This is a genomic window from Bacillota bacterium, from assembly GCA_024655925.1.
Lineage (GTDB): Bacteria > Bacillota > DTU025 > DTU025 > JANLFS01 > JANLFS01.
Map to the genome: position 1 here is coordinate 4,964 of JANLFS010000013.1, position 14,772 is coordinate 19,735.

Genomic DNA, 14,772 nt, shown 5'->3' on the forward strand with positions numbered 1-14,772 from the left:
CGAGTGGCCGTGTTTCCCACTGAGCTATTCTCTGTCCCGCGGCCCTGAGGTTGCGACCACATACGCCAGTAGGCCAACGAGGTTCGTAAAGAGCACGAATAGCCCCCAGAAGGCCCTTGGCTCTCCCCGGGCGGAGGCGTCGAGGTAGACCCACAGTGGGAGGGCGACCCAGTAGATTCCCACCCCGACGAGCATCGCGGCGAGGAGCACAGGCCATGCGAGTCCCGGCCCGGGTTTTGATACACTGGGATTGACGTCGTACGCAAGCGCGATCAACCCCACGACATCTCCGGCGGGACCGCGCACCCGCCTGACCATGTGGCGAAAGACGTCGTTGTGCTCGCCTTCGCGCCGGAGCGCGCCAACCGTCAGTAGCTCCAGCCTCTGGATCTCCGACATGCTGCCTGGTTCGAGAGCGTCCAGCGATCTGGAGATATCCAGCTGGGCCAGGGAGAGCACGGAGTCTCCCTCGCGGCCCGGGCCGCCGGACCAGAACACGATGGTTCCGTCAAGGTCCACCAGCCACACCGCGGCCACGTAGGGTTCTTGATCGAGCCCCGCGGCGGCCATCCGCAGCCCGGGATCTCTGACCGACTCAGCCGGAGCTGTGACCACTCGTCCCACTGCGGCCTCGACCGCGGCGCGAGTCTCGCCTGTATCAAAGAGGTGTCTTCCGCGCAAGACCCAGAGTGCGAAGCCTGAGGCCAAAGCCGCCACAATGCCGGCCGCGGCCGCCGCGGCAATCCATTTTCGTTCAACGAGCACGGAACACCCTCCTCCTCAAGATGACTGCAAGAACGACAATCGGCGCAGCGAGAAGGTTGACGGCAGGGGCAAGCGTGAGCGCGGCCCAGACTCCGCCCATGGGCGCGGGAGTGCGCAACCCCAGCGCGAGCAGGCCTGCCAACCCCCCAGCGCTTGCCCACAATGCGGGGACCGGGAAAACCCGGTCAGGGGGAATCGCGGCGCCTGCTCTGCGCGCAAGCGCCATGGCAAATTGGTCATCCGGGCCCGAGACTCCGGGCGCGCCTGAAAGCGCGCCTGAGAACGCGGCAGAGTTCAGAAGCCGAGAGATGTCGCGTTCAAGCAGGTCCGGTTCGCGTTCAACGCGTGCCGAATGGTCCATCGTCAAGTAGCTCAACCTCCGTTAGCCGACGGCGAAATGCTTCTCTCGCCCGGCTCAACAGGGATTCGGTTGCTTTGTAGGTGCGGCCAAGCCGGGCAGCTATTTCATCGACGCCCTCGCCCCGCACATACCGGCTCACTAAGGCATCCCGGTACTGCTCGCGTACGCTGTACAGCGCTCTGATCACCTCGGCGCGTGTCTCTGCCGCCTCCACGAGATGCTCTGGGAGAGGCGCGGTGCCCAGGGTTACCCACGCATCCGGGAGGGCTTCATCAATGTGGTCCTCGATGCTCGCCTGGATCTGACCTGTCTGGCGATTTCGCCGTACCGCATCGACCAGCTTGTGCCTGGCAATTCCACACAACCAGGAGAACATGGGAGCACTCCCCCGGTATTTCGAGACACCTGTCGCCGCGGCGAGAAGCGTCTCTTGCCGAACGTCATCCGCGGTCGCCCTGTCGCCGTGCAGACGGCAGAGGATGTAGTGGTAGAGCGCATCGCCGTACACGGCGAGAAGCAGTTCCCATGCGGCTACATCCCCCGCAACCATTCGCCGGGCAAGCGCCCTATCGAAACCCAAGTCCTTTGAATCGTTCTCATGCCCGGCCAATCTACCACCACCGTCCGTAAGTCGCCGGCCCGGCCGAAATCCTTCGGAGGCGGGAGGAGAAGAGTCTTTGAACGCGGGTCAGGCCGGTCAAGCCGCCAATGCGCTCACCCTCCCCGTGCTCTTCATGCTCCCCTGCCCGGTCTAGCCCTTCGCGTCCGACACGACTGTGTTGTTCGAACAGCCGGGGTGGGTCCTGTTCGGAATCCTAACGAGCGAGATGGGGGAGAAGTCATGGGCGTACATATCTACCAAGCTCGCGCCCTGACACTCAGCGATCCCCCCCACTTATTACAGGATGATTCAATAGGGGAAGTCCGGCGCCTTCTTGACGGACACCCGTCGACAGCCTGACGAAATCGGATCCGAAGCAGTATACATCCTTCCCGTGGAAAGCAGGAGTCCCGACGAAAACATGGAAGCCCTCTGTCGATACGCGAGTATCTATCATGCGTGGTCTGGCCCAGGCACAGAGACATCTAGAGTGCTTCATAAACAATCCTGTCGACCGGCCCCACCTTTTCGGCCTTCCAGCAGCTCCACGAGCGAGAAAAGGAAAGGACACCCGCCACACGAGAGGAGTAGGACCGTGAGCAAAGCGACACTCGGCATACTCGTTTATCTTGGAATCACATTCGTACTGGCATGGGTGCTGTGGCTCATCCCCATGAAGATGCACATCCCGCCGCAGAGCCCCTCATTCCAGTTGGCTGTCGCTCCAGGAACGTTTGCACCTGCGGTTGCTGCGTTCATCGTGCGGAAATGGGCTACCGGCGAAGGTTTCGGCGATGCTGGCCTGAGGTTTGCCCTGGACCGGTTCCCGTACTACGCCTTTGCTCTCCTTATCCCGTTAGTGGTCGTGGCGGCGATCATGGTACTTGCATCGGCGCTCGGGGTGAGCACACCCGACTTCACGCTCAAGCGCGGGCTGGCGGTCCTCCGACCGAGCCTTGTCCATCAGACTACACCGCCGCCTCTTGCAGTGCTTGTTGTGAACTTCCTGATATCGAGCGTGCTGCTGACTCCGCTTTACCTCGGGGAGGAGTTTGGGTGGAGAGGTTATCTCCAAATTCGCCTGTTGGCAGACAGGCCCGCCCTGGCTGCCGTAGCGACCGGGTTGATATGGGGAGTCTGGCACTATCCGCTGGTGCTCCTGGGGTACCAATATCCTGACAGGCCGCAACTGGGGCTGGCCGTCATGCCGGTATCAGGAGTGATGCTATCTATCTTCTTTGGATGGCTTCAGTCGGCCACCGGCAGCGTCTGGACCCCAAGTCTCGCCCACTCCGCCACGAACATCCTAGGAGGGTCTCTCGTGGCACTCCTCTACATGGGTGGACCAAACTGGATTCACGTGAACTACTTGGGGACCCTGGGCTGGGTCCCCTTCGGGATCCTCTGCGCATGGATCCTGCTGACTGGGCGCCTGTAGGCTGCGTTCAGTCAGGATCATCCCACATGGTGCTCAACCCCAAGACGCCGACCGCAGGATTCTCATCCCTAATGAGCCTCAGGACACGGCAGTGCCTAGGACCATCCGGAAGATCGTCGTCAGCACCTAAGTTCGCGCCTGGGTAACACGCCTCTTTGAGAGGCGTTTCCGTACAACCCGGTCTACCCGTTCGCCGCACGATCGAACCACACACCATGCCCAGACCCTGCCCTCTCCTCCTCACCCACCTCGCCCTTACCCTTTTCGCTCATGAACCACCCGAGACACGAGAGATTGAGGATCGCCGTGACAGCACAGTCCGCCGTCAACGCCCAGACTGCCCCCAGGATCCCCCAAGCAGGGTTTGATACAAGCGCGCATGTAACCGCGTACCGGGTGAGGTCCCCGGCCAAGACATTCACCATCACAGCGCTTGTCTGGCCCAACCCATACAGAGTCCCCCCGGCAACCGCGCCGAGATACACGAACGGCGCAGCTACTGCCAATGGGCGAATCAGGGGCGCTATATGGGGCGCACCGTACAGTATCTGCCCTATCTGTCCCGGAATCAGAGAGAAGATGCCTGCCGAAGTCAGACCGATAGCCCCTGCCACAAGAAAGGCTTTTCCCAGGAGCCGCCGGACGCCCTCTTGCATCCCTCTAGCCATTCGCTCAGCCACGGCGGGGATTATCACCTGCGTAACTGGAGCGACCAGCATCATCGGCATATACAGCATGGGGACCACCATTCCGCTCATCTGGCCAAAGGCCTGAGTCGCCTGAGACTGAGTCAAGCCTGCGATGAGCAGCCGGCGCGGAATGATGGCCGCGTTGATCAAGCCCATGACGCTGTTGAGCAACCCGGACATCATCGCCGGAATCCCAAGCCGGAATAGCGCCCTGCTATGTCGCCAACTAGGTCGAGAATCCAGCAAAGCGGCACCTGGCCGTTGAGCTAGGCCAGCTACTGTGGACCTGGCCTTGACCCCGAGGATCGCCAGTGATCCGAGTTCCCCCGCAAGCATCCCGGCGACGATTCCTGTGGCCGCTGGCCCCATGCCTGCGGGAAGAAACACCGACAGCGCGACAACAACACCTGGCACTCGAATAACGGCTTCAGCGGCGTTGGCCGCCGCTATGTAGGGCATGTTGCCGGACCCTTGAACGATGCCACGAAGAACGGCGCTCATGGCCGCGGGAATCAGCAGGGCTCCCAGGCAGGCGATGACAGGAGCAAGCCTTTCGTCTTTGAAGAGGAACATGGCCAACTGCGGCGCCCCCAAGGCTAGCAGCAGCGCCACCGTGAGTCCGGATACCGCGACCGCGCCCAATGAGGACCGCACATAAGCTCGGACGTCCTGAGGCCGCTTCCGGCCTAGCCCATCGGCGACAAGTCTTACCACCGCAACCTGAAGCCCCATAGTGGCGACGGAAAAGGCCAGACGATAAAGGGGCATGGTCATCTGGAACAACCCCAGGACCTCAGCTCCGGCTATCCGCACAAGAAGCACTCGATACACCGCGCCGACTACCCTTGTTACTCCGCCGGACGCGGCCAACGCAACGGCGCCGATCACCAGAGTTCTTCTCCCTCGTTTCGGCACTTGGAAATCCCCCCGCTTCATCCTTAACGGCTATTCGGCGGCAGATGGCCGTAGACCACTGTGGGCAAGCGCTGAAGCCGGGCACGGGGCCAGACAGGGGCCGGACACCGAGTCGGACAAGCGAGACATTCCCGCCCCACAGGGTAAGTGGAGGCCTTTCTCCATCATCACCCAGGCGGCACGTATGAACGTCTCAGCGCGGCGGCTTCGATGGTTCGATTACAAGAGTACTTGCGGGTGCGGACTGGCTGACACGGCCCTTGAGCCCGGTGGAACACTGGTGCTCTGCGCTCCCAGGGTCTCCGGCTGGGCTCCTCCTGGCGCTGTGAAGAGGTTTGCCACCTTCCCGCAAGACCACATGAACCTTTCGACTGAGAGACTTGCGGAGATGGTGGTCACCAATGACGTAGATGAGACCCGTCATGCCACCGCAGCATTCAACTACAAGACAGTCTGTGAGACACACGACGTGGTTGTTGTGGCAAACCCGAAGCACGCCGGGAATCTGGGCGGGCTCGGCAAGTGCGTGGAGGACTTGAAACAGGTGTTGGATCGCATACCCTCCGGAAATAGCATCGCAGTTCTTCTCGACGCCGGAAATATCTTCCCGGTCGTTGATTAACCAACAGTCTAGGAGGTACAAAAGATGACCCGCAAGCCGTTTGTAGGAGTAATTCCCCCGGTCCTTACCCTCTTCACCAAATGTGGACAAGTGGACGAGCAGGCCCAGCGAGAGTTCCTAGAGTTCCTGGTCCAAAAAGGCGTCCATGCACTATTCGTGAGTGGTACATACGGCGCTGGGATTCTCATGACGATGGAGCAGCGCAAGAAGCTTTTCGATCTGACCATGGACCAGGTGGGCGGCAGAATCCCGGTCATAGCTCATGTGGGAGCGGCAGACACAGACACCGCGGTGGAGCTCGCGCAGTACGCCGAGTCCAAGGGAGCAGACGCAGTGGCAGCTATTCCTCCCTTCTACTTCCCTCATTCGGAGCGCTCAGTCATAGCCCATTACACTGCCATAGTGCAGAGTGTCAAGGTCCCGGTGTTCGCCTACAACAACCCCAAAGCCAGCGGGATCCTTATTACCCCGAACATGGCTGTGGAGCTCGGGAAGAATGGCCTCGCGGGCATGAAGGACAGCTGTTTCGACATCGTGGCTTTCGTGCACACCAAAGACAAGACAGAAGCAGCCGATCTGGATTTCGAAATGATAATCGGCACCGAGGGCCTGTGGTGTCCGGCGGCTGCGGCAGGAGCCAAGGCCATGGTTGCAGGACTTGCGAATGTCTGCCCGGAGCTTGTGGTTGATTACTACGTCGCCACCGTGGAGAAGGGAGATGAGCCGGGCCCTGCTTTAGTCATCGGAGCCAGCAGCGTCTTCCTCGATCTGCTTGGATGGTCGGTGGAGACTATGGCCATTTCGGAGGCCCGCGTGTCGGCCTCACATCACGATGCAGACCTTCACGCGGGCACCCGCAAACACTCCGCAGCGATCTGTCGCGTCCAGCCTCGCTTGCGGTCTTTCGAAGTCCTATTCGCGCATCTCCATCCCCATGAGTTGCCTCACGAGGTATGCGATGTCGGTGGTCGACCTTGCCCCAGTAAGGTCCACTTCCTCGGCAAGCGGTCCGCAGACCAGAAGCGGCACCATGACGTCACTCGGGATGGTCGTTCCGTGACTTCCGGCTGTGTACTCCATGAGCGCTTCTGACTCAATGAACATGTAGCCTTCCCGTGCCACCGCTATCAGTGGAGGGGTTCTCGGATGCGTGAGGCGCAGTGCCTCGCGCCTTTGCACGTCATAGCGGTTATTGGCATCGCTGCCGATCACCTCAGCCACACCGTCGGCCAATCTGAGCGCCTGCGCGAACTTCGAGAGGACTCCGCTCTCGCCCCAGACATAGAGCACGCCTCCGTCAAGTGAGGTGACGACGTCGCCGGCTCGGTCCCCTACCGCCTGCTCGAGAACTTCGCCGACAACAATGCCCCTACCCACCTTCGTCATCCCGTGATCCGCCGTGATGATCATGCACCACGCACCGGGACGAGTGTGCTCGAGCGTTGCGGCGAGTTCTGCAAGGCCGTCGCTCACGGACTCTATGCCCTCCAGAGTCTCGGCTGCAGGCGTGGGTCCGTACCTGTGCCCCAGCTTGTCGGGGCTGGCCAGGTTCACCCCAATGAAAGCCGGGCCGGATTCGCGTTCCAGGACTGCGCGCACCACGTCGAGAATCCATCTGTCCTGCCGCTGGTACCACCCTGCGAAGTCGTCATACTGAGTGGACTCATCGGGAGGTGCCCCCACAGCATCGAGAACCCAGTCGGGCACGGCCGTCGGGCCAATCGACATATCTACAACGCCCGGTTTAGAGAGCGCGCTTCTCACGGTGGGCTTTGCCGAGACGACGGCTGTGACATATCCTGCCTCTTTTGCGGTCTCGAAGAGAGTCGGCTGTTCAACAAGGTCAGGCGAGCTGAAACTCGCCAGTTCTCCGTCTTCTGCAAGGTATGCCTTGCCGGTGACCCCATTCGTATCCGGATACGCGCCCGTGAAAACCGCAGCATGTCCCGCAGCAGTCGAGGACGGGAACACTGTCTCGACGACCGCATATCGGCACTCGCCCGCCCGCCCGTCGCGTGCGTCCCGAAGGAAGGAACCTTCGGGAAGGTCTTCTATGGAGCTTGCCGGGCAGCCGTCCATCATCACGAGAACCACCGTGGCCGGAGCGTCGCGCATGGTCTGGGCCGCGAGTAGCGGAGCCTCCCGGCCCGGCCAGGCGAGGGCGAGCAGAGCTGCGGCCACGGCTGCCACTAACGCGAGAGTCCGCTTTGTCAGCACCCGTCTGTCACTTCACCTTCACTTCGAGCGTGATGACGTACCAGTTCCAGTCGTTCTTGTCGTGTACCTTCTCCACCTCCGGATGCGTGCCATACGGGAAGACGAGTTTGATGGGCCCGCCTACTCCTGTACCGATGGCTTTGCCGCCGTCCTGAGTTGCGAGGATTATCGGGTACTTGTTGATGTCGTCCGCCGTCAGAGTGACCTTCTTCCCATCCTTTGCGATCACTATCACTTCATCGTAGTCCTCGGACGCACCCGCCGTCTCGAGGATAGCAGAGACCAACACGCCAGTGTATTTCTTGCTTCCGAGCCACGGGTCGCGGACTTCGCAGAGCTGAAGGCCGATCTTCTCGAGCATGGCCATATCCATCTCAAGGCCTTTGTCGGAGTTCTTCTCCGAGATCGCCCCGGTCACAGTGAGGACGACTTTCCCCGTGGGATTCGCCGGAGCAGCTATTCCGGCCTCGACAGTCAGCGCCAGCAGAGCGCATACGCCTAGGATAAGGACTGTAAGTCTTCGCATTTTGGCTCCTCCTTGTCATTGTGGTATCGGTACCCTCAGTGTTCAGCATGTCTCCGGTCCCGCCTACACCCGCACAACCACTTGCCCCCACTGTCCCGGCCTGCTCTTCCCGCGGCCTCACCCCCCGTCTCTCGGTCTTAAGACGCCTCTGCCCTCCGGCAGGGCGTCCGCGGCCTGATGCACTGCCATCGCTGCGCCAGGAGTCCCCTGCCTGACAAGCGACATGCCCCCTGCGGCAATCACAGCCGCGGCTGTGAAGAATGGGGCAATAGGTGAGAACGAATACAAGACCCCTCCCAGATACGGTCCAGCAGTTGCTACCGCTGACGTGGCTAAGTTGAAGAGGCCGAAAGCACGGCCGTCTGCACGGCCCTGGAGTGTCTCCCCGACTCCCGCGAACGCCACCCCCTGGCCTGCCATGAATCCCCCCAGCATGAAAAGGGACCCCACTGTGGCTGAGTTGCCTGGCAGGAGGACGAAGCACATCAGGGCCGCGACAAACACCAACATGTTGCCGCCGACCGTAAGCAGCGCTCCTTTCCTGTCTGCCATCCTGCCCAGCAGGAGGGTTATCAGGACTTGTCCGAGTGACATTACCGACCCTAGCATGCTGACGATCCCCACGCTATTGCTTCGGACATCGCTCAGGTACTGCGAAATGAGAGGCTGGATCATGTAGTAGCCAAACGCACACGCAGAATAGCAGCAGATGAAGGCCATGAACCGTTGGTTTGTCACAAGTCCTCGATAGGTGTTTGCCCCGGCCTTGTGATTCCTCACCTCAGCCGCCGCGGGATTCTCATATTCATTCGGCTCCTTGGGTAGCAGAGCAATTACGCCCACAGCAGCCAAAAAGAACAAGAACGAGATCAAAAAGACCGGCCTTGCTCCCCTAGCCTCTGAGATGTATCCGGCGACTAGCGGGCTCGCTAACATGCCCGCCGCAAAGCCCGCGTTGATGATCCCAAAGACCGACCCCGACCCGCCCTTGGGTGCGTACGCTTGTACATAAGCGTTGAGGGCAGGATATCCTATAAGCGACCCTGAGTAGAGGGCGATACCCAGCGCAGCCATGCGATAATCGCGTGCAAAGTAATAGAGAATCGCTGAAGGAGTGCCCGCAATCCACGAAAACAACATGACTCGGGATCGATCAAACTTGTCAGCGATCACTCCCCCCGGTATGTACGAGACAGCCATGGCCGCCATTGATACCGAGAAGACGAAGCCCACTTGTGCAGGAGTGCATCCGATGCTGCGCAAGTAGACAGGAAACAAGTATGAATGCAGGCCGTATCCGAATCCCCATAGGAACATCGCCCAAGCTATCAGCCAAATCGGTGTCGGGACGTAACCTGCACGTCCTGTCCACGGCGCACCCACATTGCGCTGAGTGTTCCGGTTCATCCGGACAACCCCCGTCTTTGCCAGAGGCCTTCGAGTGTCCTCTCTACACTCAAGAACACATCACTGGCTTTCCGATACTCCTCAGCGTCGTCCCGACGTGGCTCGAACACCCGCGCTGCCCGGACTACTGCGTCCACCCCCTCAGCTGCAGAGGCGAACCTGCGAGCGGCCATGCCGGCGAGGATCACCGCCCCCAGAACAGCACCCTCTCGTGCTGCCATCTTGACAACAGGCACTCCGGTGATATCCGCCTTCATCTGGAGCCACCCGTCGTGGCGCGCCCCTGAGCCAACCGCCCGAATCTCGCGCGTCGTCCAAAGTAGCCCCGCCTCTTCCATGCACTCTCGCACCACGTAGGCGCACCCCTCCAGGACTGCCCGAAGCATGTCGTGGACACCGTGCCGTGGTCTTATGCCGACAAACCCTCCGGTCGCGCCGGGGATCGCGCGTGGGCTCCTCTCGCCCACCATGTGCGGCACGAACACGAGCCCTCCCGCACCCACCCTCGACCGAGTGAGGGCCTCCGCGATAACGCCTTCCCAGCCCTCTGAAGCCCGGACAGCCGCGGGAAACAGGACAGACATAGCCCACGCCAAAGACCCACCAGTGTATGACACCGGGATAACCGTGAGACTAGTCCCAGGCACCACATGGCAGACCGTGCCAGGCACAGTCGATATGCACGTGGAGGTCCCTGTCGAGTCACACGCCACTCCCTCAGTGATCACACCCGCACCAAGTGTCTCCACGAACGCGTCGATTCCTCCCGACGCGACCGGCGTTCCTTCCGGAAGCCCAGTCTGGGAAGCCGCCTCTGCTGTCACCCGTCCTGCGGTCTCCCATGGGTCCACGAGCCTTGGGAAGAGTCTGCGCACACTCCAACCTGACGCCGCAGACACGCAGGACACGGCCGATGAATCAAAACATAACTCCCCTGTGAGCCTGAAGCATATGTAGTCCTTGGGCTGCAAGACAGCAGCCGGGGCGGTCTTCTTCGCCCAAGGTTGCCTTACAAGCCAGAGGGCAGTCGCCTCAAATGACGGCCCTGCGGCTCCTGTCTCACCGCCCGAGGACGCTGCAGCCTCCTCGAGAGGCCGCCTGTCCATCCACGTGATGACAGGTGACAGCGGCTTTCCGGAACCATCCAGTGCAACCAGGGACGGCCCATGTCCAGAGAGTCCGACTCCAGCCACGCGAACCTGGCGGACCCCGCCTCCACCGCTCCCTTCCGCAAGGACTCTCCTTACGCACTCAGCTACCGTGCACCAGATCCGTTCAGGGTCCTGTTGGAAGACGGAGTCAGTCGCCGCGGGTCGCCTTGATATCGAGACCTCTCCATTCTCCTTCCAGAGTGCAGCCTTGATCCAAGTCGTCCCTATGTCGACGCCAACAAGGGCTAGGCTGTTGTCTCTCCCCATGTCACGCGTCCTCGCAGATTTGCAGCACTACCTTGAGAGTCTCTCCCGCTTCGGCCGCATTGAAGGCGGTCTTGGCGCCTTCTATCTTGAACACATGGGTTATGATGCCTTTCACGTTGATCCTCCCTGCCGCGATCATCGCAAGTGCCGTCTCGAAGTGGTGAGGAGCGAAGCCGAAGCTTCCCATGATCGTGATCTCGTCGTAGTGTAGTCGCTTGGCGTCTACCGTCAGTTGCGCATCCCCTGGAAGCCCTCCGAAGACGTTGACCACTCCGCCCTGCCTCACAGCCTCCATGCCGGTGTCCACCGCGTCCACCGCTCCCACACAGACGAAGGCCACATCCGGGCCATCGCCCGCGGTCGACTCTCGGGCCCACTTCTTCACATCCGCCTCGGAAGGATCGATTACGAGTGCGCCACGCCGGCGAGCTTCCTCTCTTCGCCAGGCGTTAGGCTCGCTTACGAGCACCCGCGCGACCCCGACCGACTTGCATAGTTCCAGAATTAGAAGGCCCATAGGCCCCGCCCCTATCACAAGGACAGTGTCGCCTAGCTGGACCCCGGCATCCGTTACTGCGTTGATACAGCAGGCAAGAGGCTCGGTGAGGCATGCCTCGTTCCTGTCGATCCCGTTCGGAAGCTTGAAGGTTCCCTTGCGGATCACTCCGGAGGGCACTCTTATGTACTCAGCGAACGCGCCCTCTATCCAGTCCTTGTTCATGCAGAGCTCCTGCCGCCCATGCCGGCACAGGTCGCATGAATAGCATGGGACATATGGAGCGACTGCGACTTCGTCACCGAGACCCACATCGGGGTTCACTCCAGATGATTCGGACAGAGCCGGCCTCATCTCGACGATTCTCCCCACAGCTTCATGCCCGAGTATGCACGGAGGAGTGAACATGTGGTGGCCACGCCTGTATGTCTTGACGTCGGTACCGCACACACCGCATGCACTTACTTTGAGCAGTGCGTCCCCTGGACCGAGCTTCGGGCAATCGACCTCCTCAACCTTCAGATCCATAGGTCCATGGTAGACGACCGCCTTCATCCTCTTCGCACCCCCTCGTGCACTATCGTGCAAAGCTCACGCACCTTCTGTTCCGGATCCTCCGCCTGAAACACGTTTCTTCCGAAGGCGATCCCCGCCGCTCCGCAATCCATGGCGCGCGCGACCATAGTGTTCGAATCGTCGACTTTTGGCCCACCAGCGATCACTATGGGCACCCTACATGCTCTCACTATGTCACGAAAACTCTCACCCGTGAAATACGTCTTTATGACGTCCGCTCCAAGCTCGTACCCGACCCGCGCGCATACGGAAATCCACTCGGGGTCGAAACTGTGTGCGGGGTCAGACGGTATGACTTCCGCCAGCACAGGTATGCCCAGCGCGTGGGAGTCGGAGATCACGCATCCCATGATCCCGAACATCTCTTGCTCGCACTCGGATCCGACAAGTATCATGACGCAGACTGCATCCGCCCCTAGGGCGCACGCCTCTTCCACAGTGCATACCAAAGTATGAAAATCCCCGCGCGGGCTGAACTTGCTGGCTCCCCCCGTCACTCTCACTATGAGGCCAGTTCGGCCTGCGTATTCCTTCCACTCGCTTCGGGCAAACCCCGGATTGACCAGGATCGCGTCTGCCCCTCCTCGCACCACCTTGTCTATGATCCACGAAGGGTCGTCGATTCCCTTGACCGGCCCCATGAACCCGCCATAGTCGAGTGGGCAGATGACTGCCTTCGCATCCTTAAAGATCCTTCGAAGTCTCACGTTGACTCCGGTCACATTGGGTTCTCCTTTCCCGCAGAGAAACAAGGGTGTTGGCGACCTGCCGGAAGTCGAGGCGGTTCACCTTTTCGACTGTCCGTACCCACTCGTCCGGAAGGCCAGAGATACCGGACAGGGCCCCTGTTATGGCGCCGACGATCGATGCCAGTGTGTCGGTGTCTCCTCCCATGTTCGCGGCCGCTATGATTGCGGCCTTGGCGTCTGCCTCATACAAGGTTACGAGCCCCATGGCGGTGGGCACAAGCTCGGTTGGGGACATCCCCACCCCGCAGACCTCGTAAAGAGTGTCCTCGGCCGAAATGCGACTTGACCTCTCCGCCACGATCCTGAGGGCTAGCCTGATGCGGGCGGCGACAGACGCTCCCGCCCATTTCACCCCGAGCCTCTGTCCGTACTCCGCCCCGAATAGTGCGGCCTGCATCACCTCCTGAACTCTGGCCGATGCCGAGGCGCAACGTGGACACGATACCGCGCAGGATACAGCGCAGGCAACTGCGCACGCACCTGCTATAGCCACGTTCACCCCGTGCGTGGGCAAGCACGACAGATAGCACTCGTGCGCCGCGCCGTCAAGGTCCCCTGCGTTGGCTATGCCGATCGGCGCGACCCGCATCGCCGCCCCAACCGTGGCGCCAGAAGAACCGGCACTCGCCGGGTCTTCGCCGTTCAGAAGCCTCTGCATGGCGGTCTTGCTGCTCGGCCCGAGGACCGACGAATCGAACGCGTTCGTATCGCGAGCCCACTTGAGGTACGCCTCAGCGGCTATCTCTGGGGTTATCTTGCCGTGCACCGATATCGCTTCGGCCAATGCGAGAGTCTGCTGAGTGTCGTCCGTCACCTGTCCGGCTGCCATCTCCGCGTGAATGTGCTCCGCGCGAGGCATGACGAACCCGTCTATGCGTCCGTACTTCTCCCTGATCTCCTCGCGTGACATGAACTCGGCAGGCATTCCCATGGCATCTCCAATGGCAAGCCCGGCAAGGCACCCCGCCACACGCTCCAGGTCAAGGGCAAGCACGCGCTTCACGATGCCGTGCTCCCTTCCAGGAACTCATCAAGCTCACCTCTTGTCGGCATGGCCTCTCTCGCCCCCACTCTCTGTATTGCCAGGGCAGCGCAGGCATTGCCTCTTCGGAGGCACTCGGCTGTTGGGAGCCCGTCTAGGAGGGCGCTCATGAAACCAGCGGAAAAAGCATCTCCAGCGCCAGTCGTATCCACCGCCTGCACCCTGAAGCAAGCCTGAGCAACCGAAGTGCCTGTCACGCCTACGGGCGCGCCGTCCGCCGTCGGACATGTGCCGCCCGAGCTGTAGCAGACTGCACCGCCTTGTCCCAAAGTGACGACTGCATTCCTTATCCCATTGCAGAGAAGCCACGTCGCACCGTCCCGGTGATCCCCGCTGCTCCGAGCGCCCGCCGAGCTCATGAGCGACATGAGCTCTCCTCTAGAAAGCAGCACGTAGTCCGCCTCCCTGAGCAGCTCCATCAACGCGTGGATTGGGACCCACGAAGCCGTTCCCCCTGGACCGCACACCACCCGGGCTCCTCTTTCGCGGGCAAGAGCCGCAGCTCTACGGGCAACATCGGGGAACGCCTCTCCGATGTAAAGCAGATCTGTGCCCTCGATTGCAGAAGGGTCCAGCTCATGGGGAGTCTCGAGAAGCGCCGTGCCGCCCAGGGAATAAATGATCCGCCTTCCCTGGCCGTCTACCACGATGATCGTCTGGGCGGTTCGGCCCGCGGGGTCGAAAACAAGCCAGCTCGTGTCCACCCCGTCTTTCTCGAATGCGGTCTTCAGCGTAAGGCCATTTTCGTCGGCCCCAACCTTGCCCACGAACCTCGATCCGACCCCGAGGCGTGAAAGCCCGACCGCGATGTTAGCTGTTGACCCTCCCGGCACGAGCATCGGCTCACCTTTGGCGAAGACCATTGCGTCGGGCGAAGGAAACTCCTCGACGGTGAATATGAAGTCCATCGCCGCCGCTCCAACACACACTGCCCGTCTGCATCCCAGGCC

General features: G+C 61.1%; 14 protein-coding genes and 1 pseudogene. 3 read left to right on the top strand and 12 right to left on the bottom strand.

The window, feature by feature from the left end; translation table 11 throughout:
* Positions 1 to 24 precede the first annotated feature (24 nt).
* The 3 genes from NUW23_03315 to NUW23_03325 are packed head-to-tail and all read right to left on the bottom strand — an operon-like array spanning position 25 to position 1,736.
* The gene (locus NUW23_03315) at positions 25 to 765 is read right to left on the bottom strand and encodes a hypothetical protein (protein ID MCR4425209.1); all 741 of its coding nucleotides are present in this window, start codon (positions 763 to 765) and stop codon (positions 25 to 27) included.
* Complete coding sequence (locus tag NUW23_03320; protein MCR4425210.1) at positions 755 to 1,132, bottom strand: hypothetical protein; 378 nt, start codon at positions 1,130 to 1,132, stop codon at positions 755 to 757. The genes NUW23_03315 and NUW23_03320 overlap by 11 nt, the downstream gene beginning before the upstream one ends.
* Positions 1,104 to 1,736 (bottom strand): RNA polymerase sigma factor, encoded by a 633-nt coding sequence (locus tag NUW23_03325; GenBank protein MCR4425211.1) that lies wholly within the window; start codon positions 1,734 to 1,736, stop codon positions 1,104 to 1,106. The genes NUW23_03320 and NUW23_03325 overlap by 29 nt, the downstream gene beginning before the upstream one ends.
* Before the next feature lie 586 nt (positions 1,737 to 2,322).
* Here NUW23_03325 and NUW23_03330 point away from each other — a divergent pair.
* Positions 2,323 to 3,165 (top strand): CPBP family intramembrane metalloprotease, encoded by an 843-nt coding sequence (locus NUW23_03330; protein ID MCR4425212.1) that lies wholly within the window; start codon positions 2,323 to 2,325, stop codon positions 3,163 to 3,165.
* Positions 3,166 to 3,347: 182 nt separating this feature from the next.
* Here NUW23_03330 and NUW23_03335 read toward each other — a convergent pair whose 3' ends face one another.
* A complete protein-coding gene (locus tag NUW23_03335) occupies positions 3,348 to 4,769 on the bottom strand; it encodes an oligosaccharide flippase family protein (GenBank protein MCR4425213.1) in 1,422 nt (473 codons plus the stop codon).
* A gap of 184 nt (positions 4,770 to 4,953) precedes the next feature.
* Between NUW23_03335 and NUW23_03340 the strand changes: the two genes are divergently transcribed.
* The gene (locus tag NUW23_03340; GenBank protein MCR4425214.1) at positions 4,954 to 5,391 is read left to right on the top strand and encodes a hypothetical protein; all 438 of its coding nucleotides are present in this window, start codon (positions 4,954 to 4,956) and stop codon (positions 5,389 to 5,391) included.
* 24 nt (positions 5,392 to 5,415) lie between these two features.
* Positions 5,416 to 6,483, top strand: a complete 1,068-nt coding sequence (locus NUW23_03345; protein ID MCR4425215.1) for a dihydrodipicolinate synthase family protein — start codon at positions 5,416 to 5,418, stop codon at positions 6,481 to 6,483.
* Between the two features lie 21 nt (positions 6,484 to 6,504).
* Here the strand turns inward: NUW23_03345 and NUW23_03350 are convergent.
* The 8 genes and pseudogenes from NUW23_03350 to NUW23_03385 form a co-directional block, all read right to left on the bottom strand.
* Positions 6,505 to 7,470 (bottom strand): annotated as a pseudogene (locus NUW23_03350) (alkaline phosphatase family protein).
* Between the two features lie 145 nt (positions 7,471 to 7,615).
* Complete coding sequence (locus NUW23_03355) at positions 7,616 to 8,134, bottom strand: hypothetical protein (protein ID MCR4425216.1); 519 nt, start codon at positions 8,132 to 8,134, stop codon at positions 7,616 to 7,618.
* Positions 8,135 to 8,251: 117 nt separating this feature from the next.
* Positions 8,252 to 9,541 (bottom strand): MFS transporter, encoded by a 1,290-nt coding sequence (locus NUW23_03360; protein ID MCR4425217.1) that lies wholly within the window; start codon positions 9,539 to 9,541, stop codon positions 8,252 to 8,254.
* Entirely contained in the window at positions 9,538 to 10,959 is a 1,422-nt protein-coding gene (locus tag NUW23_03365) for an FGGY-family carbohydrate kinase (GenBank protein ID MCR4425218.1), read from the bottom strand. Before NUW23_03365 ends, NUW23_03360 begins: the two co-directional genes overlap by 4 nt.
* A 1-nt stretch (position 10,960) precedes the next feature.
* Positions 10,961 to 12,010 carry a zinc-binding dehydrogenase gene (locus NUW23_03370; protein ID MCR4425219.1) on the bottom strand — a complete coding sequence of 350 codons (1,050 nt, stop codon included), beginning with the start codon at positions 12,008 to 12,010 and terminating at the stop codon, positions 10,961 to 10,963.
* Positions 12,007 to 12,753 carry a 2-amino-3,7-dideoxy-D-threo-hept-6-ulosonate synthase gene (locus tag NUW23_03375; protein ID MCR4425220.1) on the bottom strand — a complete coding sequence of 249 codons (747 nt, stop codon included), beginning with the start codon at positions 12,751 to 12,753 and terminating at the stop codon, positions 12,007 to 12,009. Before NUW23_03375 ends, NUW23_03370 begins: the two co-directional genes overlap by 4 nt.
* Complete coding sequence (locus tag NUW23_03380) at positions 12,716 to 13,783, bottom strand: ADP-ribosylglycohydrolase family protein (protein ID MCR4425221.1); 1,068 nt, start codon at positions 13,781 to 13,783, stop codon at positions 12,716 to 12,718. Before NUW23_03380 ends, NUW23_03375 begins: the two co-directional genes overlap by 38 nt.
* Positions 13,780 to 14,751: a carbohydrate kinase family protein gene (locus tag NUW23_03385; GenBank protein ID MCR4425222.1), complete on the bottom strand. Its 972-nt coding sequence runs from the start codon at positions 14,749 to 14,751 to the stop codon at positions 13,780 to 13,782. Before NUW23_03385 ends, NUW23_03380 begins: the two co-directional genes overlap by 4 nt.
* Positions 14,752 to 14,772: the final 21 nt, after the last annotated feature.

Excerpts from the sequence above, each read along its gene's own strand:
- NUW23_03360 (MCR4425217.1), bottom strand. The coding sequence starts at position 9,541 with ATGAACCGGAACACTCAGCGCAATGTGGGTGCGCCGTGGACAGGACGT.
- NUW23_03340 (MCR4425214.1), top strand. The coding sequence starts at position 4,954 with ATGAACGTCTCAGCGCGGCGGCTTCGATGGTTCGATTACAAGAGTACT.
- NUW23_03345 (MCR4425215.1), top strand. The coding sequence starts at position 5,416 with ATGACCCGCAAGCCGTTTGTAGGAGTAATTCCCCCGGTCCTTACCCTC.
- NUW23_03370 (MCR4425219.1), bottom strand. The coding sequence starts at position 12,010 with ATGAAGGCGGTCGTCTACCATGGACCTATGGATCTGAAGGTTGAGGAG.
- NUW23_03355 (MCR4425216.1), bottom strand. The coding sequence starts at position 8,134 with ATGCGAAGACTTACAGTCCTTATCCTAGGCGTATGCGCTCTGCTGGCG.
- NUW23_03365 (MCR4425218.1), bottom strand. The coding sequence starts at position 10,959 with ATGGGGAGAGACAACAGCCTAGCCCTTGTTGGCGTCGACATAGGGACG.